At 43.5% G+C, this 18,016-nt stretch carries 18 protein-coding genes and 1 tRNA gene; 8 read left to right on the top strand and 11 right to left on the bottom strand.

From position 1 onward, the window contains the following. The first annotated feature begins 101 nt into the window (after positions 1-101). Positions 102-614 (top strand): FKBP-type peptidyl-prolyl cis-trans isomerase, encoded by a 513-nt coding sequence (locus B151_RS0103195; protein ID WP_020402156.1) that lies wholly within the window; start codon positions 102-104, stop codon positions 612-614. Here the strand turns inward: B151_RS0103195 and alr are convergent. Both alr and B151_RS0103185 read right to left on the bottom strand, forming a co-directional pair. Beyond that, positions 608-1,672, bottom strand: coding sequence for an alanine racemase (alr, locus tag B151_RS0103190; RefSeq protein WP_020402155.1), 1,065 nt, complete (start codon positions 1,670-1,672; stop codon positions 608-610). The two genes, B151_RS0103195 and alr, sit on opposite strands and share 7 nt — an antisense overlap. Before the next feature lie 12 nt (positions 1,673-1,684). Continuing rightward, positions 1,685-3,355 carry a phytoene desaturase family protein gene (locus B151_RS0103185; RefSeq protein WP_157470657.1) on the bottom strand — a complete coding sequence of 557 codons (1,671 nt, stop codon included), beginning with the start codon at positions 3,353-3,355 and terminating at the stop codon, positions 1,685-1,687. Between the two features lie 52 nt (positions 3,356-3,407). On the opposite strand from B151_RS0103185, the gene sppA reads away from it, so the two are divergent. The 5 genes from sppA to B151_RS19330 all read left to right on the top strand — a co-directional run bounded on the left by sppA (position 3,408) and on the right by B151_RS19330 (position 8,986). Next, positions 3,408-5,198, top strand: coding sequence for a signal peptide peptidase SppA (gene sppA, locus B151_RS17840; protein WP_020402153.1), 1,791 nt, complete (start codon positions 3,408-3,410; stop codon positions 5,196-5,198). A 6-nt stretch (positions 5,199-5,204) separates the two neighbouring features. After that, the gene (locus B151_RS0103175; protein WP_020402152.1) at positions 5,205-6,050 is read left to right on the top strand and encodes an MBL fold metallo-hydrolase; all 846 of its coding nucleotides are present in this window, start codon (positions 5,205-5,207) and stop codon (positions 6,048-6,050) included. 13 nt (positions 6,051-6,063) lie between these two features. Next, positions 6,064-6,504, top strand: coding sequence for a copper resistance protein NlpE (locus B151_RS0103170; RefSeq protein ID WP_020402151.1), 441 nt, complete (start codon positions 6,064-6,066; stop codon positions 6,502-6,504). A 27-nt stretch (positions 6,505-6,531) separates the two neighbouring features. Next, entirely contained in the window at positions 6,532-6,759 is a 228-nt protein-coding gene (locus B151_RS0103165) for a hypothetical protein (RefSeq protein WP_020402150.1), read from the top strand. 1,009 nt (positions 6,760-7,768) lie between these two features. After that, on the top strand, positions 7,769-8,986 hold the full coding sequence (locus tag B151_RS19330; RefSeq protein WP_020402148.1) for a collagen-like domain-containing protein: 1,218 nt from the start codon (positions 7,769-7,771) through the stop codon (positions 8,984-8,986). A 274-nt stretch (positions 8,987-9,260) separates the two neighbouring features. Here B151_RS19330 and B151_RS0103150 read toward each other — a convergent pair whose 3' ends face one another. From B151_RS0103150 to B151_RS0103130, 7 genes are all read right to left on the bottom strand, one after another. After that, complete coding sequence (locus tag B151_RS0103150) at positions 9,261-10,097, bottom strand: inositol monophosphatase family protein (protein ID WP_020402147.1); 837 nt, start codon at positions 10,095-10,097, stop codon at positions 9,261-9,263. Further along, positions 10,094-11,044: a phosphotransferase gene (locus tag B151_RS0103145; RefSeq protein WP_020402146.1), complete on the bottom strand. Its 951-nt coding sequence runs from the start codon at positions 11,042-11,044 to the stop codon at positions 10,094-10,096. The genes B151_RS0103150 and B151_RS0103145 overlap by 4 nt, the downstream gene beginning before the upstream one ends. A gap of 207 nt (positions 11,045-11,251) precedes the next feature. After that, positions 11,252-11,578, bottom strand: coding sequence for a hypothetical protein (locus B151_RS20315; protein WP_020402145.1), 327 nt, complete (start codon positions 11,576-11,578; stop codon positions 11,252-11,254). A gap of 9 nt (positions 11,579-11,587) precedes the next feature. Then, a complete protein-coding gene (locus B151_RS20310; RefSeq protein WP_020402144.1) occupies positions 11,588-11,788 on the bottom strand; it encodes a hypothetical protein in 201 nt (66 codons plus the stop codon). Positions 11,789-12,017: 229 nt separating this feature from the next. Beyond that, a complete protein-coding gene (locus B151_RS17825; RefSeq protein ID WP_020402143.1) occupies positions 12,018-12,812 on the bottom strand; it encodes a hypothetical protein in 795 nt (264 codons plus the stop codon). 7 nt (positions 12,813-12,819) lie between these two features. Next, a tRNA-OTHER gene (locus B151_RS20070) sits at positions 12,820-12,906 on the bottom strand. Between the two features lie 146 nt (positions 12,907-13,052). Beyond that, positions 13,053-13,667 (bottom strand): hypothetical protein, encoded by a 615-nt coding sequence (locus tag B151_RS0103130; protein WP_020402142.1) that lies wholly within the window; start codon positions 13,665-13,667, stop codon positions 13,053-13,055. A gap of 348 nt (positions 13,668-14,015) precedes the next feature. On the opposite strand from B151_RS0103130, the gene B151_RS0103125 reads away from it, so the two are divergent. Continuing rightward, positions 14,016-15,020, top strand: a complete 1,005-nt coding sequence (locus B151_RS0103125; protein ID WP_020402141.1) for a metal-dependent hydrolase — start codon at positions 14,016-14,018, stop codon at positions 15,018-15,020. Positions 15,021-15,258: 238 nt separating this feature from the next. On the opposite strand, the gene B151_RS0103120 is transcribed toward B151_RS0103125, so the two are convergent. Beyond that, entirely contained in the window at positions 15,259-16,233 is a 975-nt protein-coding gene (locus B151_RS0103120) for an NAD(P)-dependent alcohol dehydrogenase (protein ID WP_020402140.1), read from the bottom strand. A 130-nt stretch (positions 16,234-16,363) separates the two neighbouring features. Further along, complete coding sequence (locus B151_RS0103115) at positions 16,364-17,152, bottom strand: hypothetical protein (RefSeq protein WP_020402139.1); 789 nt, start codon at positions 17,150-17,152, stop codon at positions 16,364-16,366. Between the two features lie 135 nt (positions 17,153-17,287). Here B151_RS0103115 and B151_RS19990 point away from each other — a divergent pair, with 135 nt between their 5' ends. After that, on the top strand, positions 17,288-17,944 hold the full coding sequence (locus tag B151_RS19990; protein WP_051069693.1) for a hypothetical protein: 657 nt from the start codon (positions 17,288-17,290) through the stop codon (positions 17,942-17,944). Positions 17,945-18,016: the final 72 nt, after the last annotated feature.

Here is an 18,016-nt window from a genome sequence, read left to right as displayed (position 1 = left end):
TCAGCTATGGTTTAACATTACTAAGCTTTATCTTTCTGCTGAAATAATTTCTATACGAAACAGTTAATCGACAAATCAATTTAAGCGAACACTACATTTTGATGCATCTTAAAACTTTGAAAGTACCGGTATTTTTAATCTTTATTGCTTCTTTGCTTCTGATCTCTTGTGATGATAATGATCCAAGACGAATTGACTACTCAACCGTGCCAGAACCTTTTTCAATTGAGGGAGCAGAAAAAATAACTACCGAGACGGGACTCGAATATTATGTGATCGAAGAAGGAATATGCCCCAGCGGTGATGAAGATATTTGTACCGTTAATGCACGCGATCAGATCCAAATATTTTACACAAAACGCTTAAAGGATGATCCCGACCGGATTCTTTCAAGTTCTTATGCTAATGGAGTAGAAATTCCGGTTACCACCTCGGTTGGAAGCGGTCGTATCATTACCGAGGAAGGTTTTAAACAAGGTGTTTTGGGTATGAAAAAAGGAGAAAAACGTGTCCTTATCCTGCCCCCGGATCTTGCCTATGGAAATAATCCAAATTCCCAGTATGAGCAAGACACCATTTGGATAGATCTTGAACTGGACGAAATTATTTACTGATCTCCAAGATATACCCGTTTAACTTTTGGGGCGATAACCGTCGTGATCTCGTAAGGGATTGTTCCGGCAAGCATCGCCCATTTATTTGCCGATAAATTTCCATTCTTAAGGATGGTGACTTCGGTTCCTTCCTGAAATTTATTTTCACCCAGGTATACCGCCATATAGTCCATGCTTATGGTACCGACTTGAGGGAAGATGTTTTCCCCGATCTCTACTTCGATCTTTCCGCTCAACCCCCTAAAAACTCCATCCGAATACCCAATTGGAACGATGCCAAGCCAACCGTCTTCAGGAGCTCTCCAGCGACTTCCATATCCTACGGTATCACCTTTGCAAATCTTTTTAACCTGCACCAAGTGTGATTTCCATTCGATGATAGCTTCAAGGCCTGTATTCGTTTTATCACCGGGCGCATAACCATATAAAGCCACGCCGATCCTGACAGCATCAAAGTAGTTCTTTTGCGAGTGATAGAGTATGCCGGCACTGTTGCAGGTATGGGTCATCAGATCTTTAGGCAGCTTCTCCCTGATCTGTAAAAAACGATTTATTTGCTGATCAACGGTAGGCTCATCGTTGCCATCCGCATTGGCGAAATGAGTGTAAACTCCGGTATAATTCAGATCCGGAAACTCATCCATCTTTCTGAGTACCTCATCTGCTTCTGACGGTAGCATTCCAAGCCGCCCCATACCGGTATCAAAATTAAAATGACATTTGGTACCCGGTAACAGACGCTTAAAAACAGAAATATCTGCAATGGTTGCGGTAATATTATACTCTTTGTAGGCCTGTTCCTCACCTATTGGAGGAATCTCAAAAACAAGGATCGGCTTCTCTATACCGGCTTTTCGCAACCGAATGGCTTCCTCGAGTTCGGCCACACAAAACCAGTCAACCTTATTCTCCAAATAGTTTGCAACGGGTATTAAACCATGACCATAGGCTTCATCTTTGATGACGGCCATCCTTTTAACATCTTTTCCAAGATAAGACTCGATGACTTTCAGATTATGGCCAAGTTTATCAAGATGAACAAATAGTGTTGAGCTCAATGAATTTCGTATCTAACTGAATGAGAAAAATTTCTTTTTATGCTTTTTTAAAATGACTTGGGCTGCATTATGTCCTGCAGCACCAAAAACGCCACCGCCCGGGTGACAAGAAGCACTGGCCAAATATAAATTTTTAATCGGAGTTTCGTACTGACTCATTTCAGGAATGGGGCGAAACATGAACATTTGATCGAAGCTCATTTCCACATGCATCACATTTCCGCGCAATAGACCATGTTTTCGCTCAATATCCAAGGGAGACTGAATGTACCAATCGATCAATTTTCCTTTCATATTTGGAGCGTAATCAGTTACCACATCGTAAATTTTTTGGGCTTCCCGCTCTCGAATATCATCCCAGTTCATTTCATTCGCCAGCTCATACGGATGCCACTGCGCCCATGCAAACAGCGTATGTTTTCCATCCCTTGCCACTTCGGGATCAATTTTGGAGAAGGTCATACAAAGCACCGCCGGTTTTTCTGGTGGCTTCTTCTGCATATAATCCCCGATCGCATTATTCATGTACTGAACCGAGGGCGCCAAAAGCTGAATGCCATTATGAATATGTGGATCTCCGGGGGCGGCCGTGTATTCCGGCAATTCTTCCACCGCACAGCGAATGACCATGCCAAAGCCATTTCCTACATTAATATTTTTCACTTTTGTAAACATCGAATCATCCAGATGCTCCCTTCCCACCATCTTCATCATCGTGGTTTGAACATGGGCGTTAGAAACAATAATGTTCGCTTTAAACTCCTCCCCATTTTCGGTTTGCACACCAATTGCTTCCCCGTTCTCGATAAGGATTTTTCTAATGGGGTGATCGGCTAAAACCTTCCCTCCATGCGCTTCGATCATATTTTTCATGGCCTGCGTAAGCATCCCGCTCCCGCCCTTAGGATGTTTGGCTCCACTTTCATGCAACATCGACTGCCAGCCGGCGAAATCTCCCGTCGCTGAATGATCCGGCAGCGGACCTGATTGTGCAGCAAACCACAATATGGCCGCTTTCATATAAGGCGACTCAAACGCATCATCCACCACTTTTCCATAACTGGATAGAATTTTCTGGAGTCCCGCCTGCTGCTCCCCTTTCTTGAACATCGAGCCTTCCCGAATTTGCGCCTTGGTCATTTCTGCAAACAAACTCCCCGCTGCCGGCTTCGACATAAATGCCTTCAACACACCCTTGTTGATCCTTCCCCAGAAATCAATGAACTCTTTGTAGTTCTCCACATCCTCCGGAGCTACTTTCGAGATCGATTCCAGTGTCCTCTCCACATCTTTCCAAAAGTGAATAACGCCTTTTCCCGTAGGCACCGGGTACGACATAATCGGATCCATATCAATGTATTCAAGTCCGTATTTCTCCAATTCGAGATGTTCAATAATTCCGGTTTGATGAATCATAATATGCACTGAAGAACCCACGTCCATCCGAAAACCATTCGGGTTTTCCTCGGATTGGAACATGGTCTCGGTTCTTACGGCCCCGCCAATAGTAGAATCCCTCTCAAGTACCAACACTTTATATCCGTTCTTTGCGAGATAGCAGGCCGTGACCAATCCGTTGTGTCCCGAACCGATTACAATAGCATCATATTTTGACATAGTTTTCACTGAATTTATGGTGGAATGATGTTGAACTTTTACTAAGTTCAGCAAACAGAATCCCATCTCGGATTCATTCCATATTTAGCTTATAAAGTACCGCAAATTATTACAAATCATGACTTTTTTTAAATCATTTCTGGCCTCTTGTTTGGGCATTTTCACTTCATTTATTTTACTGTTGGTCGCCTTTTTCATCATCCTCGCCTCCAGTACTTCCGAACCGCTTCCCGAGGTGAAAGAGAACAGTGTTCTCACGATAAAAATGTCCGGTTCCATACCTGCATATTCCGTTCCGAGTCCGGTGGAAAGTTACTTCAATCCTAATGCGGCGAATAAACTGTCGCTGGTAACATTAAAAGAGAATCTTGAAAAAGCAGCTGCCGATGATCGTATCAAAGGAGTTTGGGTAAAAGCGAATATGTTAGGTGAATCGTGGGCCAACCTCGAGCACGCTTATCGATACTTTAAGGAATTCAAAGACAGCGGTAAATTCTTGTATTTCAGCACCGATGATATCGGCTATAATGAGCAATCGTTTTACCTGGCCTCTCTTGCTGACAGCGTTTTCAGCCCTCCCTACACTAATTTTGAATTTGACGGGTTTGTATCACAGCTTTCTTTTTATGCTGATATGCTGGATAAGATCGGGGTTCAACCTGAAGTATTTCGGGTAGGTAAATACAAATCTGCTGTTGAGCCTTTTATTCAAACTTCTGCTTCGCCCGAAAGCCGTCAGCAGATCGAAGAGATCCTGGCAATGGCTACCGAGACCTTTGTTAAAGCTGTTTCAGAGAAAACCGGCCGTTCAGCGGCTGAAGTGAACGAAATGCTAAATTCAAGTCCGGTGAATCGCCTGGAATATGCGCGTGAAAACGGGTTGATTGATGCTTTTGCCTTTGAAAATGACGTTGAGAAGAGTATCAAAAATGAGATCGGGGTCGATGCTGATGATGAACTTGAAACCATTTCTTTCAGCACTTATGGCAAGATTCCATCTTCATTGGCCGGCGTTGATTCTCCTTCTTCCAGAGACCGTGTGGCAGTAATCTATGCCAACGGACCCATCATGCCGGATCTTGGAAGCCAGTCCCCGCTTGATAATTCAGGGATGATCACCGCTTCTTTCATAAAAAAACAGCTTGATGAGGCACTGGATCGTTCAACCGTAAAAGCGATTGTATTGCATGTGAACAGTCCCGGCGGCTCGGCTACCACTTCCGATCTGATCTGGAATTCGATCCGCGAGGCCTCCAAAAAGAAACCGGTGGTTGCATATATGGGGTCTGTTGCCGCTTCAGGGGGATATTATATCTCCATGGGAGCCGATACGGTGATGGCCGCTCCAAATACCATCACGGGCTCTATCGGCATTTTCAATCTGTTGTTTAATGTTCAGGAACTGACGGAAGACAAGATTGGGCTGGATTTCGAAGTCGTAAAATCTCATGAATATGCGGACCTTTTGGATCTTACAGAACCTTTTACGCCGGCTGAAGAGCGCATCATTCAGCAAAATGTGGATCATGGATACGAAGTATTCCTTGCAAGAGTAGCGGAAAACAGAGGAATGAGCCGGGATGAAGTCAACGAAGTGGCCCAGGGACGTGTCTGGACCGGATCTGCAGCGCTGGAAGTTGGCCTTGTGGATAAACTAGGCTCTTTAGAAGATGCAACGGCCATGGCTGCAAAAATGGCCGGCATTGATGAATACCGCATTGAAAACTTCCCGAAACAAAAAGGACTTTTTGAAGCCTTGATGGCAGAATCGGAAGCAAAAGTATATGCGTATGTAAACAGTTGGTTTTCGTTTACAAATACAGAAGAAATTAGAAACATACAGATGCTGATGGAGCAACCCGCAGGACAAAACTGGATGATCTTACCCACGGAAATCACCGTTCAATAAATATTTATGAAAGTCGGCCGATTTGAAATAGAACAACTCAGCGAAGGTATTTTTGAAGTATTTGAAGATGGACTTTTCCAAAAATCGAATGCTGAAGATATCAAAGCGAAAAGTCAGCTCGGCAAAATGGCAAACCGGTCTTCTTCCATCGGCATAAACCCCATTCTTATACGGGATGGCAAACATAATGTATTGCTGGATACAGGCTTAGGATGGGGGCTTGATCATAAAAGTAAGTATGTAAATACTTCTAACCTGGTTACCAATCTGGATATTTTCGGCCTCTCTCCTTCTGACATCACGCATGTGGTTTTGAGCCATTTGCATTATGATCATGCTGCGGGTTCTACCTTTGTAGATGATCATACTTCCACTCAGCCGACCATGCCGTATGCCAACTATTTTCTCCAAAAGAAGGAATGGTATTTTGCGCTTCAGGAACAAAATGCCAGGGAAAAACCCCTGGGTGCGGGCTATAATTTAGACGAACTTTACAAGCTCGCTGCCGAGGATAAACTGGTGATGGTCACCGATACTTATTTTGAACTGTTGCCCGGCATTGAACTCATTCGCACAGGCGGACATACCCCCGGGCATCAGATTGTGAAGATACAGGATGGTGGAGAATCGGCTTATTTTTTGGGAGACCTGATCCCATCGGAGCATCACCTTAATCACTATGCTATGCGACAAATGGATGTGGATCCGGTTCAATCCAAGAAAGCCAAAACCCTGATCTTACGTCAGGCATTGGAAGAGCAATCGCTGATGCTTTTTTACCATTCGGTTCACGCCAAAGCCGGAACCTTAGACCGCGACAAGGATAAGAAATTTGTGTTGCGGGAAATTTGAACAAGACTTGAATATGAAATTAATTTCTACCCTTTTTGTAACCTCCCTCCTGTTCATTTGGGGTTGTAGCGAATCCAAGACGGACAATCAGCAACGCTCCGATGCATCTGTGGAATTTGAAGGTACCCATACCTCCCAAAACTCTCTAAACTGGTCAGGCGCCTATTCGGGTATATTGCCCTGCGCATCCTGTGAAGGCATCGAAAATGCATTGGTTTTACATTCCGATGGTTCCTATTCCCTCAGCCTTACTTACCTTGGTGAAGATGAACCGAATACGTTTGAAACGGAGGGATCCTTTAGTTGGAATGAAGCCGGAAACACCATCACCCTGGAAAATGAAGAGGTCCCAAATCAGTATTTTGTGGGAGAAAATTACATCGCAAAGCTGGATGCAAATGGAGAACGAATTTCCGGAGATCTTGCTGACAGCTACCTTTTGCGTAAGGAATAAAAAGCAGCCAATCATTTTAAAACTGACATGCTGAAATCATTACAGGAAATGAAACCCGCCATTTTTAATGCCATCTTCATCGGTATTCCCGCCCTCGCGCTATTTTTGCTGATCTTTACTACCGATCCTTTTGAGTTCAGCACATTGGAGCTAGCCAACCGACTTATCGTTTATGTGATGCTGGGAATCCTCTCTTTATTCGGTGGACTGTTGGTTGGTGGGTTGGTTAAATGGTTGGTGACTTCTTCTGATTGAATTTACTGTGCCCTCGTTTCACCCGTTCCACAAATTCCACTCTAACTTTTTCTTTCAGTCCGAAACCACCCCGTACCCGATCTGACGGATCACCCGTCTGATCGATGGATTAGATTTGGGGTGCCCGATTCAGCCTGGCAATCGGTCAGACGGCTTTGAGCCGGCAGACCGTGAGGTCGCTGGGTACTCTCAATCCACAAGTTAATCTCGTTACCCTCGTTCCGCTGCTCTGCTACGGAACGTCTCATTGAGGCTCTGCCTCATACTACTCGTTTGGTATTATTCAGTTGAAGACCTTTGGGAGATATTGCTTACAAATTATTTTGGTATCGGCGTCTTATAGGTTGAGGCTGAGCCTCAATAGGGCATCACGGAGCAGAGCACCGTGACGAGGGCAACGCCTGTCAGAATCACCGGTTCAAAATGGTGTTTAATTACCGGCCGGCTGACTTATCAATGGAACCAGCGGTTCCTATATGCATTACGAACCTGAGGTTCGTAACGAGGATAATTACCGGAGATCTTGCAGAGATGTATATTTTGAGAAAGGAATAAAAGTTAGTCTATCATTTTGAAACTGTCATGCTGAAGTCTTTACAGGAAAATAATCCCGCTCTTTTTAATGCCATTTTTATTGGTATTCCTAGTCTTGTCATCTTTTTGTGGGTCTTTATTTTCGATCCCTTTGGATTTAGTACATTGGAATTGGCCAACAAAGTCATTGTCTACATCATGTTGGCGCTGGGTTCAATATTTGGGGGCTTACTAATCGGCGGTCTCTTTAAATGGTTATACTCACCTTCATCCTGATTTTTAGCTAATCTCTAGTTCGTATTTTTTAAAAAGTAATCAATGACTTGTTGGTAAAAAATGAATATGTACTAAAAGCAGGTCTTGGAATACTGATATTAGCCCTCCTTTATAAATGATATGAGCTTTTTCCATTCAACATTACGTATGCAGAATAGATAATTCCATTCGAATATAGAATAATGAAGAAAAATCTATTATGAGAAATCTAAAAAAATATTTGTCAAGCACACTGCTCGTATTAACCACCTTAACTCTAATCTCTGTAACAGGCTGTAAAGAAGTAGTTGGTCCTGAAGGAGAGCAAGGTCCACAGGGAGAAGTTGGACCGGTCGGCCCTGCAGGTGAAGATGGAAGCGTCATGTATGCTGGCCCAGGTGCTCCTACCGCAGATATCGGAAAAGAGGGTGATTATTACCTTAATACTAATACAGGCGAATACTACGGACCAAAAGATGAAGATGGGTGGGGCAATCCAATTATTGTATTAATGGGCGAAGATGGATCTGATGGAGAAGACGGAAAAGACGGAAGCCAGATCCATTCCGGTACTGGTGCTCCAGATAGTTCATTAGGGATAGTTGGGGATTTTTATATAGACCTTACTAACCAAAATCTGTATGGACCAAAGACTGATAATGGTTGGGGCAACCCAATAAGCTTGAATGGAGAAGATGGTGATGATGGAAGCCAGATTCATGCAGGTGATGGCCCTCCGGATGCATCACTTGGAGTTGTCGGTGATTACTACCTCGATCAGACTAACAAAGCTTTATATGGTCCCAAGACAGAAAACGGATGGGGTAATCCCATTGATTTGAGTGGTGAAGATGGACAGGACGGTACCGACGGACAAGATGGTGAAGATGGAAGCCAGATCTATTCCGGTATGGGTACTCCTGCTGCTTCTTTGGGGGTAGTTGGCGACTACTATCTTGACAAAAGCAGCTACGATCTCTATGGCCCCAAAACAGACCTTGGCTGGGGTTCCCCCATAAACATCAAAGGAGCAGATGGGAATGCGAATGTTACGCGATATATCTTCCCTGGTCATGATTTCACCGTTGATTCCGATCATAGTATCAGTATTACAGTTGATAATGCAGATGAGAGTGCTTGGGTGGTGTATTTAATGAAAACGGATGCTAACGACATTGATATCTACTACCACATGCCCGGATGGGGATACGGTGGAAATACGCAGTACAGTGTATTTCATTACTTCAATCTAAACCTTAGAATTCGAGCAGAAGATGGACCGGGAGAAGAGTATGATCAGATCAAAGTAGTTCGTATCGAATCTTCCAGCACCAATGACCACACTAAGCAACAATCTGAAAAGGATCTTATCCCCGAAACCCTGGACCTTACTAATTACAAGGAAGTGGCAGACTATTACGGATTTGGAAATAACTGATCATACAAGATTTTTGCTTTGTTTGATTGAATCTCAAAAGATCAGAAATAAAGTAGGCTCCTTACAAATGGATGTTACCGAGAGGTAGCATCCATTTTTTTCATCTCATTCCCAACGACCCGTTGGGAACGCCTGTCAGAATCACCGGTTCAAAATGGTGTTTAATTACCGGCCGGCTGACTTATCAAGGGAACCAGCGGTTCCACTATGCATTACGAACCTGAGGTTCGTAACGAGGATAACCTGAGGTTCGTAACGAGGATAAATTATTGTACTATTCATCTTTCCCTCCCGGTACGCATTCAAAGTATATTCCTTCATGATGCATATACGTGCTGTCTGCTCTATTTAGATCAAGTGGTTCGCCTTGAAAGTTGGTAGCGCGGTAGCCGAGTTCGTGGAACAGGCAGGCCGTAGCTGCATAATCCCACAAACTGCCACCCCCGACTTCCGGTTTCGGATGCTTGATCATAAAGGAAGGCGGATTTTTCAGCACGGTTATAGCATTCAATACTGAGCCGCTGCCATGAATCACTTTTAATCCTGAAAGGTCCAAATTATCTGCTTTATCATGCAGGAGCTTCATCAGCTCGTCCGGGCGGGAAGTTTGAGTTAACGGCTTATCGGTTACATGGGTCAGATAGTCGTTCGGTTCAGGTATGTGCAAAGGTTCATTATTGCGATACACGCCATGACCTTTTGCTCCATGATATAAGGTTTCAGTGCTGGGGTCATAGACCACCCCGATCACCGGTTCCCCTTTTTTGGAAATCAAGGCAATGGATACGGAAAACCACGGTTGCTTACGGGCGAAAGCCAGGGTTCCGTCGATGGGATCCACACACCAGAAGTAGTCCTTCTCGAAGCGGCTGCCATCGTCTTCGGTTTCTTCCGTCAGCAATGCCAAATTGTACTTTTTACAAGCCGGTAATAAATATGAGAGGATCTCATCTTCACATTCCTTATCCACTTTGGTTACTACTTGGGAGGCATAATTACTGCCCCCGCCTTTCTCTACCAGGGTAATATCGGTATCCATGTAGGACTTTATGATCCGACCCGCAGCCAATGCAGCTTCGATGGCGGTATCCTTCAGTTCATTTAAATTCATATCAGTTGATTGATGACTTCTTTGGTGACTTTTTCGCTGTAGCTGTTGATCTTCCAGTGCCCCGGACTCCACCCTTTTAGAAAGCGATGAAAATCGGCCCAGGCCACCCGGTACAGAGGCCGCCATTCGTTTTCCAGTGCCTCGTTACGGCCTCCAAGGGACTGATGCAGGTACCCGAAATACGTATCCAGAATTTTCGATTCCAGCCGTTCGCAGTCTTCCTCATCCAGGCAGCTTCCGATGAAATAGGCTACATCCTTCATACCGCATCCACCTCCTACGTATTGGAAATCCACAGCGGCCACTTCTCCGGTACCGGAAAAGCAGAAATTAGCCAGCTTGGCATCACCGTGTACAAACGTTTGGTAGGAACAGGAACTGAGCTTCTGATCGATGGCCTTGGCCGCTTTTTTCAGGTGTTCATCACTTAGTGCTTCCAGTTCCTGAGGACGGGTATCGAGGTGCCAGTAGGTACCGGTATCCCACAAGCCATCGGGATGTACTCCCAAAAAGCTTGCATGAAAGTCAGCCAGCCAGTGCAGAACGGCATCGATGTCATTCCAGTCCAATTTTGTTTTTCTGAGCGGATAGCCGGAGGCGTCGAGATCTTCCAGCACAATGAGCACCTCATCCTCGTGATGATGCACGGTATGGCAGTTCGGAAGTCGGGCTTTGCTGTCAGAACTGTAGCGCTCATACCAAGTGGTTTCCACCTCATAAGATCTCACCTTACGCCGGTGACCAATATCCGTATTCCAGCCCCGCGGATGGTTGCTTGCCTTCTCAGCCTGCACATGCTTAACAACTACGCTATCGGCAGAACCTCCATGAAGTTCCATACGGATGATCTTTCCATAACCGCTCCAGAGTTCCTGTATTAATTCCTGATCAGCTATGGCCGTTGCAGATGTCGCCTGTAGAATTACATTTTCGAGGGATTTCTTCATAAGCCCTGAAGATAGGAAACATTTCAGAGCAGTTTTGATCCATCAATCGAATAAGATGAAGAGCATCTGATCGGACCGGGTGGTCCGTTTTGTCATTCCGAACGGGGGCGTTCGGAACGAGTTATCCTCGTTCCGCGGGCTCTGCCCCGGAACGCATTCCCGGAGGCTCCGCCTCCAACCCTACTAAATTCCAGCTTCACCTGACATTCATTCCCCAAACCGCTGTACCGGAATCAGCCCCCGTTGTCCGGCGTAATTCCGTGCGGAGGAATACCGCCAGTCTCCGGGTGTATTCACAAAACCTGCTTTCACCGGGTTAAAGTGAATATAGTTTACTTTTTGTTCCACGATCTCATCCGTAAACAATTGTTTCGGGTGTAACCACTCCTGCCAAAGCTGATGCTCACTATCCCTGTGATGGTTTCTTTTCCCATATTTTAAGCGGGCAAGTATTAGCCGGTTCTTCTGCATTTTTAAATAGTCGATGATCGATCGGGCCGTATACGATTTAAACCGGGCTAACAGTTCGGGCAACTGTTCATGTTAGGCAATAAGATGCAAATGATTTGGCATGAGAACGTAGGCTCTGAGTTGTACATAGTGCTCTCGCTGCATATATCTTAATGCACCCATTATGATATCAGCAATAACAGGTTGCATAAACAACGGTATCCCTTCCAACACCGAGCTGGTGATGAAATAGGGATCATGGAGTTCGTGAAATTTGTATCGGCTTCTTCCCATATTTGTACCCTTTTTCTATGTAAGAGGGGTTTGGGAGGAATTCCTTACAGTTTTTTTGAATTACTTACCGGAGCCTGCCTTTTTGTAGGGTGAGGCGGAGCCTCGGAGGGGCATTCCAGGGCAGATCCCGTGGAACGAGGTTAAAGGAATTATTCTGCCGCTTATTCTACTAAGTTTGGATTGTTTAGAGCTCATATTTGGCAAGGTTATTTTTTCATAAAAAGGTATCTCAAGTTTGTTTACTGAAGAGATTATTTTTAATCTCATCGGATAAATAAGGGAAATTAAGCTCTATCCATTTTTTTGACTGTCGTTCACGTTTTTTAGATTGTTGCTGCTTATAAATATTACTGAAGTTCGAATTATCTAAAAGCATTCCTCTAATATCATTAATGTTTGTTATTCGTTCGTGTCCTTTATGGAAGTACTCATCAACTTTCCTTGCACATATAATTGTGATGGTAATAAGTGTTGAGGTATCCTTAAGTGTAATTTTACCATTTTTGAAATTATCTAAAGCCATATCAACATTGAAATGATGATACTTGTCGTAGATATGATCTTTTTTTGATACTAAGTATTGTCGATTGTTACTTGATAACCTTGCTTTTGAAGTAGCAAAATGAACAATTCTATTTCTCCAATGGCAAAGTAGCTCACATAATATGGTCTGGCTTTTAGTAATTCCTGGAATTTCTGATAGAAAGTTCTTTACTCTTTCAGCCTTTTTGGTGTCACTTCCAAAATTTATGTCTTCGTAAATCCAAAATGGGTTTTTAGAAATATTATCTAGGTAAACAAAAAGATTCTCTGCAGCATAAACATAAGCGGATTTTTCGGCGAAACGGCGTGACATTATTTTAGAATTCTGAATATTAGATGGATTCCAAGATATGTTTAATTCCTGTGGCACTTCTACTTCACCCTCCTTAGGCAAAAGAGCCAATGCGACAGCAATAGTATTTATAGAGTGTATTGCATTTCCTACACCCTCTAAGAATTTTGTTAGTTCTGCTGATTCCATAGTTGAGTGGCGTTGTTAGGATTCGAACCTACATCTCCCGAAATAAGTTTAACTATTTTAGTATCGGGTGTCTTACCATTAAGACCATGACGCCATTTTTAATTAGGTACTGTAACGGTCTACCACATAACCGGCACAGGGATTATGATTTTTTAAAAGGCTACACATTTGAACAATCATTGGCAAGAAATTTAACCAAAGCCGCGTCTGCGTCCGCCGTTAATCCGGTTGTTAGGCAAACTACTTTTCTTGACTTGAACTGTCTGAATCAGAAGTTTGCGTTGTATTTTGTTGAGAATCTGACTCCTGGGGTGGAGGAACTATGTTAGTTGGAGGAACGTACGATCCTTTGCTTTCGTCGATTCTTTTTCTTTCTACTTTTTTATTCTCTTCTTCTGGCATAATTGTGTTATTTAAATTTACAATTGAAAATGCACATAAAAAGATCACACCTATTATGAAGCTCCAAAGGGCAACACGATTTAAGGTTCCAGTTCTTTCTATGTATTTGTTTGTATTGTCAAACTCATCTATTTGATTAAAATTCTTTTTTATTTCTAAATCAAGAATTTCAATTTGTCTTCTAATGCTATTTTGACTTTCACCTATGGCATATAATTGACAAATGATACTTACAATCAAAAGAAGCCAAGAAACTCCAATTAACCACATACTCCAACCCGATGGGCTAGGGCTTATTTTTTCGATGAAAGTTATAGATATTACTAAAGCACCACCTGCAAGCAGCAAAGTATTCTTATCATATCTCGCACCAACCTCTCTTGCGGCATCATCGAGGCGCTGTCTTTCCTCTTTGTAAATATCGTAGAGCTTTTGTTTATGAGATAAATCCATGCCTTCTATTTTGTGTGCCTAACATAATATTATACGAACAAACACATTCTCAGCAGGCCTCGGATAATATCCTAAAATCCCCTTCAAACGTATTTACTCGTTGTTTCTATGATTTTACCCGTCTTGTTAGTCGTATAATGTCGCTGGATAAAACCCCGAAATAAGTGTCACCAATATAATGAGTTAGCTCATAAAGTCAACACTGACTAAAGTATATTTCAAAAACTGGTCATAAAACCAGATCAACCAGTTGCAGAAATAGCTTTCGAAATGTTTTGAACTGAAAAAGCTGTTTCTATTTCCATATTCCCCATTTACTTTAACGGCTCATTTTAAAACCAAATAAACATGGACCCCGTCACCCACGGACTCATCGGCGCCACCGCCTCCCAATCATTCGCGAAGAAAAAATCCTTTCGGGCAGCGGCCATCGTGGGATTAGGTTCCGCCCTACTCGCCGATCTCGACGTATTCATTGCCAGCGCTTCCGATCCCCTGCTGAACCTGGAAATGCACCGGCAGTTTACCCATTCGCTATTTTTCATTCCGGTTGGAGCTTTGGTCGCTACGCTATTGAGTTACTGGTTCGTGAAAAAGTATCTCACCCTAAAACAAACCTACCTGTTTAGTTTGGCCGGTTATGCCACGGCGGGACTCATGGACCTGATCACAAGCTACGGCGTACTCTTATTCTGGCCGTTCAGCTCCGAGCGCTATTCAATGGATATTATTTCTGTCTTTGATCCGTTTTTTACGCTGGGCGTGATTCTTTTCACGGGAATTGCTTTCTACAAAAGAGAGAAATTGTACACATGGTTTGCCTTAGCCTGGGCGATCGGTTATCTGCTCTTTGCCTTCACGCAGCAACAAAAAGGGGTTCGTATAGCTCAGGAAATTGCAGACTCTAAGAATCATCAGATCCAACAGCTCATCGTCAAATCGACCATCGCCAACCAAATCCTTTGGAGCATTCGTTATACCACGGATGATTCCCTCTACAGCTTTGGCTTACAATCTCTCCCCTTCGCCGAGCCGGTGGTGTTGGAGGGAACATCTGCCCCACTCTTACAATGGAAAGATGCGTATTCCCAATTTGAGGGAAGCGTGCTCTATCAGGATATTCAACGTTTTTCGGACCTCTCGGAAGGCGTTCTCATCCAGCATCCTGATCACAAAAATGTGATCGGCGACGGGCGGTATTCCATGCTTCCAACCACCAATGCTCCACTTTGGGGTATTGAAATTGATACCACTCAGCCGAATACTCACGTGGAATTTGGGACTTATCGGGATGCGAGTGAAGAAGTTCGGGAGTCTTTTATAGATATGCTGTTTGGGAGGAAGCTTTATTAATTTTGCCAAAAGAATAGGAAGCCGGAGCTTCCGGGACTGCGTGACGAAGATGGACCTTCGTCACGAGAAGAAAGGAAGGAGACGCTTGAAGAATAGCATTGTCAGGTTCTAACCATCGAAATAAAAATCACATTCCGACTATACTTTCTTACAGGAGTCCTCTTTCCTTGCGGCCCAACTAAGGTTTGAAATGTATTGCAGGCGTGCCGGAGGGAAAGAGAAAGAGAATAGGGTTTACTTAATCAAACCTCAAAACCACATTCCCCACCTTCTGCCCCTGCAACACATAATGATAGGCATCCCTGATCTCCTGAAAAGAGAATTCCCGGTCGATCAGCGGTTCAAAAGAACCATCATTCAATCGCTCCATGATGTATTGAATGCTTCTGTTGGTATCAGTGGGAACCGGAAACTTCACCTGCTGACCTTTACCAAATGGAGTAACAAGTGCCAAGAGCGGATTCTGTATCTTAGGTCCTAATTCGGAAGAAATATAGATCCCGCGGCTGGTCAGTATACGCCGACACTTACCGAATGTACTTTTTCCAACTGCATCAAAGATCACATCAAATGTGGCTTCACTTTGAGTGAAATCTTCCTTGTCGTAGTGAATCACTTCATCAGCTCCCAGGTCACGGATAAGATGGTCATGCTCTGATCGACAGACTGCTGTAATCGTAGCCCCATGATATTTCAGAAACTGAAGTCCTGCCGAGCCGATAGCTCCCGTAGCACCGTTCACCAATATATTCTTTCCAGAGATGTCTGGAATGCGTTTGATGAAATTGTATGCATAATGGGCACCCTCCATAGAGGCGGCTGCTTTCCCGAAATCAATTTCATCGGGCAATTTTGAGATACCTTTGTTTTCCTTCATGATCACAAATTCGGCATGCGACGAACACTGATCAGCATCCAGTCCCACAACTCGATCTCCTGGTTTGAACTTGCTAACCTTCTCACCCACGGCTTCCACAATTCCGGCAAAATCGGATCCTGTGATCGGATTCCGGGGTTTTCCGATCCCTGCCACCAAATGCATGATGATCGGTTTTCCGGTGAGATTTGCACAATCGGTTCGGTTTACGGTAGCGGCTTTCACCCGAACTACAACCTCATTTGGTTCAGGATTTTTCAGGGCGACTTGCTCAAACTGTATGGCATTTTCATCTCCATATCGGTGATGAACTGCGGCTTTCATGGTCGTTTCCATAAGCTAAATTTTTAAGGCACTTAACGAGGTTGTTTAGAAAGTACAAAAACTATCCGCATCTTCCCGATAGTTCAAGATGAGAACCTTTTGCCCGAACGCTGCGAGGACATTCAGACGCTCGCAGGTTCTACTATTTCTCATCGGGATAGCCTAACAGATATATTTGATTTGTCTTCCCTTCAAACTTTCCGGATTCCCAGGTATAATTATTTTTTGGAAGTCCATCCAACAGTTCATTCAAATCATCTTGCGTGTACGTTCGTGCATTAGAAACGGCACCGTCCCAGGCAAAAAACACAGGAATTATGGGAATCAAATACGTAAAAAAGAGTTGTTGAAAGGTCATAGGACGTACGAATGGAGTGATGAACAACGCCATGATGAAATTGATTGGCGCTGAAATCCACCATAGAAAAATAGGAGTACTGTTATCACTCAGTTCAAAAATGCAGATTGGTTGTTTGTTGTGCTGCGCATCTTTGAGAATATTCCGGGCATCATCGGGTCTAAAATGATGAAAGCTGCCAATCATCGTTCGAATACCGTTGATATCCAGTTTGGTTTGTATCACATTAACGGGCTCCGGAAGGTATTTGATCGCACTTTCCTCTCCCTCATTAAACTTTTGGATCGCTGCATTATCGGGATACAAATCTGATAAGATCAGGTTTACATCATCTTTACCATAGATAGTTTTCAGCGATTCAAGTACACCGGGCATAGGTCCCCCACTTCCTGAACAATAATCAACGATCGTTTTTTTTCCGGTTTGTTCAATGAGCCGGTTCAATAACTCTGCTACTTTCTTTTGGGTACCGATCAACCTGTGCATGACCATGATCAGCCGGGTCATACAGCTTCGTATCCATTGCGGAAAACCTGACAGGTCTTCAAATTCAATAAGGTGTATTCTTTTCATGTATTCCGTCTTATTCTTAAATGAGGTAGAAAGTACTTTTAATTTCTGGGATTACGATGTACTATTTAATTTGTTTAATAAAAACTCAAAAATAATCATACCTCCTTATAATCCATTAAATTCCATTTCAGCTTAGTGAAAATATTATCTAATGTAATTTTTGTGGTATTGTTGACTGCTCTCTCTGCTTTTGTTTTGTATTGGACAGAAGCAAAGAAAGAGGTCGAAATTCTTTGTTCTATGTTCAATGAGGGGGAAACGGCTGAATATGTCACAAAAACCCTGGATACCGGAAATCTTCTTGAATATACCCGCAGTGGAAGGACTTTGATTGCATCAAGTCGCTATAACCTCTCATCCGATGAATGCAAAGTGGAGTTTTCAGCAGATGATATCATCCTGAATGCGACTTACACCGAATATTTTGACCTTGCAAAAGCATTGGTTTGGATCGGCCTTCTGCTTTCTTCGCTACTGGGTATCTTTCAGCTTTTACTGGCGCTTGGTTATCCGTTGGGCAAATATGCGTGGGGAGGAGAGCACAAGATCTTACCCAAAAATCTGCGAATCGGCAGTTTCTTTTCGATGATGATTTTTGCTTTTACGGTATTCCTCCTGCTTATGTATCTGACTGGCCAACACTGGCTTCCTGAAGCTTATCCTGTGCTGGGAATTATGTTTCTGATCAGTTCCCTTGCCAACTTTAATTCAAAAAGTACACCGGAAAAACAGATTATGACACCGATCGCGATCTTGCTTTATCTGTGCTTCCTTAACCTCTCTTTGATATAACCGGAAAAACGAACCAACGCAGTGTGTAAGCAGCGAGTTAGTTCTTGAGTGCAGCGTCCTACATAATACACC

It is taken from the genome of Gracilimonas tropica DSM 19535 (assembly GCF_000375425.1).
GTDB lineage: Bacteria > Bacteroidota > Rhodothermia > Balneolales > Balneolaceae > Gracilimonas > Gracilimonas tropica.
This window is presented reverse-complemented; position numbering and strand designations above follow the sequence as displayed.

Coding starts and splice junctions, on each gene's coding strand:
- B151_RS20310 (WP_020402144.1), bottom strand. CDS start 11,788: ATGGGAAGAAGCCGATACAAATTTCACGAACTCCATGATCCCTATTTC.
- B151_RS0103130 (WP_020402142.1), bottom strand. CDS start 13,667: ATGGATTTATCTCATAAACAAAAGCTCTACGATATTTACAAAGAGGAA.
- B151_RS0103170 (WP_020402151.1), top strand. CDS start 6,064: ATGAAATTAATTTCTACCCTTTTTGTAACCTCCCTCCTGTTCATTTGG.
- B151_RS0103195 (WP_020402156.1), top strand. CDS start 102: ATGCATCTTAAAACTTTGAAAGTACCGGTATTTTTAATCTTTATTGCT.
- B151_RS0103145 (WP_020402146.1), bottom strand. CDS start 11,044: ATGAAGAAATCCCTCGAAAATGTAATTCTACAGGCGACATCTGCAACG.
- B151_RS19330 (WP_020402148.1), top strand. CDS start 7,769: ATGAGAAATCTAAAAAAATATTTGTCAAGCACACTGCTCGTATTAACC.
- B151_RS0103150 (WP_020402147.1), bottom strand. CDS start 10,097: ATGAATTTAAATGAACTGAAGGATACCGCCATCGAAGCTGCATTGGCT.
- B151_RS0103165 (WP_020402150.1), top strand. CDS start 6,532: ATGCTGAAATCATTACAGGAAATGAAACCCGCCATTTTTAATGCCATC.
- B151_RS0103185 (WP_157470657.1), bottom strand. CDS start 3,355: ATGGGATTCTGTTTGCTGAACTTAGTAAAAGTTCAACATCATTCCACC.
- B151_RS0103120 (WP_020402140.1), bottom strand. CDS start 16,233: ATGGAAACGACCATGAAAGCCGCAGTTCATCACCGATATGGAGATGAA.
- sppA (WP_020402153.1), top strand. CDS start 3,408: ATGACTTTTTTTAAATCATTTCTGGCCTCTTGTTTGGGCATTTTCACT.
- B151_RS0103115 (WP_020402139.1), bottom strand. CDS start 17,152: ATGAAAAGAATACACCTTATTGAATTTGAAGACCTGTCAGGTTTTCCG.
- B151_RS17825 (WP_020402143.1), bottom strand. CDS start 12,812: ATGGAATCAGCAGAACTAACAAAATTCTTAGAGGGTGTAGGAAATGCA.
- B151_RS0103125 (WP_020402141.1), top strand. CDS start 14,016: ATGGACCCCGTCACCCACGGACTCATCGGCGCCACCGCCTCCCAATCA.
- B151_RS0103175 (WP_020402152.1), top strand. CDS start 5,205: ATGAAAGTCGGCCGATTTGAAATAGAACAACTCAGCGAAGGTATTTTT.